The 2,393-nt window shown below is 72.7% G+C and carries 1 protein-coding gene and 1 pseudogene; one reads left to right on the top strand and one right to left on the bottom strand.

Annotation, left to right across the window (positions count from 1 at the left end):
* A pseudogene (locus ND748_RS30125) lies at positions 1–249 on the bottom strand (hypothetical protein); the annotation flags it as partial.
* Between the two features lie 338 nt (positions 250–587).
* Between ND748_RS30125 and ND748_RS30120 the strand changes: the two are divergent.
* On the top strand, positions 588–2,183 hold the full coding sequence (locus ND748_RS30120) for a carboxylesterase/lipase family protein (protein ID WP_251749611.1): 1,596 nt from the start codon (positions 588–590) through the stop codon (positions 2,181–2,183).
* Positions 2,184–2,393 lie beyond the last annotated feature (210 nt).

Below are 2,393 nucleotides of genomic sequence, written 5' to 3'. Positions count from 1 at the left end.
GGCCACCGCTGCGCCCTCGTCGGCCAGCGCCTCGGCGATCCCCCGGCCCAGGCCCTGGCCCGCACCGGTGACGACGGCGACCCGCCCGGCGAGCCGGCCCGCCTGGCCCAGGCCAGGGGCTGCCGTGGCTGCCGTGGACGGAACGGTTGCCGTGGACGGATCGGATGTTGGCGACGGAACGGAGTTCGTGGCCGGAATGGCTGCTGTGGTCGGTACGGGTCCCGCGGTGGGCTCGGCCATCCCGGTCATGCCGCCGTCGCCGCGAAGCGGGCTAACGGTGCGGAATCGACGTTCCCGGACAGCTCGCTCGCGCCCATCAGACAGCTCCGTCCTCTGTTGCCCTCGGGCCTGGCCAGTCGGCCCAGCCCCGCCCCGACTCCCACGACCCGGCCCGCCTTGCCACGGCCCGGTACCCGCGGCCCAGGTGCGGGTACCACGCAGCGTTTCAGAGTGGCCTCGACCACGTCAACCGGTCGCAACCGGGCCCGGTGAACAGTGTTGACACACCTTCGGTCGGCGCCTAATTTCCGGTACATCGAGCTACCTCACTCGCGCCCGGGAACGGGCCCCGCGAGAAAGGACCGATCATGCCGGATATCGTCATCGAAACGTCGAGCGGCCGGATTCGTGGCACGACGACACCATCGGGCGTGCACGTTTTCAAGGGGATTCCGTACGGTGGATCCGTCGCCGGCGCGAACCGATTCCAACCGGCCCGCCCGCCCGAGCCGTGGACGGGTGTTCGCGACGCCTTAGCCTACGGCCCGACCGCGCCGCAGGCCAGCCCGGCGGAGGCCGGCGGCGGCGCGGGTGATCCGGCCGCGGCCGCGCGCATGGCGCCGTTCCTGGCGTTCCTGCACGGCCTGGCCGGGGACGAACCGGCCCAGGACGAGGACTGCCTGGTGCTCAACGTCTGGACCGGCGGCGTCGACCAGCAACGCGCCCGCGCCGTGCTCGTGTGGCTGCACGGTGGCGCCTTCAGCACGGGCTCGGGCTCCTGGCCGCTCTACGACGGCGCTGCCCTGGCCGCCCGAGGCGACGCCGTGGTCGTCACGATCAACCACCGGCTGGGGCCACTCGGTTTCCTGCACCTGGGCGAGCTGGCCGGGGACCGCTACCGCGACGCGGGCAACGCCGGCATGCTCGACATCGTGCTCGCCCTGCGATGGGTGCGCGAGAACATCGCCGGATTCGGTGGCGATCCGAACCGGGTGCTGGTGTTCGGCGACTCGGGCGGCGCGTCGAAGACCTCCATCCTGCTGGGCATGCCGGCGGCGAAGGGCCTGTTCCACCGGGCGGCGGTGATGAGCGGCCCGCTGATCCGCTCCTGCCCGGCGGACGTGGCGACCGCGAACGCCGAGGAGCTGCTGGACCGCCTCGGGATCGCCCCGGCCGACATCGCGAAGCTGCACGACGTGCCGGCCGAACTGCTGATCGCGCAGGCGGAGTCGATCGGGGTGCCCATCGGCTCCGGGCTCGCCGGGGCGGCCGGCAGCGAGCAGTTCATGCCGTTCCAGGCGGTCGTCGACGGCCACGTCCTGCCCGCCCATCCGATGGATCCGCAGGCCTCGCCGCTGGGCGCCGAGGTCCCCGTTCTCGTCGGGTCGACCCGGGACGACATGAAGATGATCATGTTGGGGATGCCGTGGTTCGGCTCCCTCGACGACGCCGGCCTGGCGGCGCTGGCCGGTGGCATGTTCGGCGCCGCCGGGCCGGAGTTCGTGCGCGCCTATCGGGCGGAGCGGCCGGACGCGACGCCGAGCGAACTGGCGTGCGCATTCGTGACCGACCGGGTGATGTGGTGGGGCGGAATCGACTGGGCCCAGCGGAAGATTGCCGCGGACGCCGCGCCCGTGTATGTCTACCGTTTCGATTTCGCCACACCCGCCCTCGGTGGAATTCTCGGAGCCACCCACGGCGGCGAGATTCCGTTCGCGTTCGACAACTACCCGCTCACCCCGATGGCCGGTGAGCGGCCCGAGAACGCCCAGGTGGCCCAGGTGATCAGTGAGGCGTTCGTGCGATTCGCCCAGGAGGGCGTTCCGGACCACCCCGGGCTCCCCACCTGGCCCGCGTACACACTCGACGGGCGCGCCACCATGATCTTCGACGCCGAGTCCCGGGTGGACGACGATCCCCGCCAGGCGATCCGCGAGCTCCACGCCCGGGTGTCCGCGGGATAGCTCGGCCGGGCGCCGGCGCTTGCGCCCCGATACGGTCCGACCATGAACGACGCGGTCGAAGCGGATGACACGGTGGGGTCGGACCACACGGGCAGCGCCGACCACACGGGCAGCGCGGACGACCCGGGCAGCGCGGACGACACGGGCGGAGCGGACGACACGGGCCGGACGGACCACGCTGCGGAGGCCCACGGCGCGGCGGGGGCGGGC

The sequence above is a fragment of the Frankia sp. AiPs1 genome (assembly GCF_023716945.1).
Lineage (GTDB): Bacteria > Actinomycetota > Actinomycetes > Frankiales > Frankiaceae > Frankia.
This window is presented reverse-complemented; position numbering and strand designations above follow the sequence as displayed.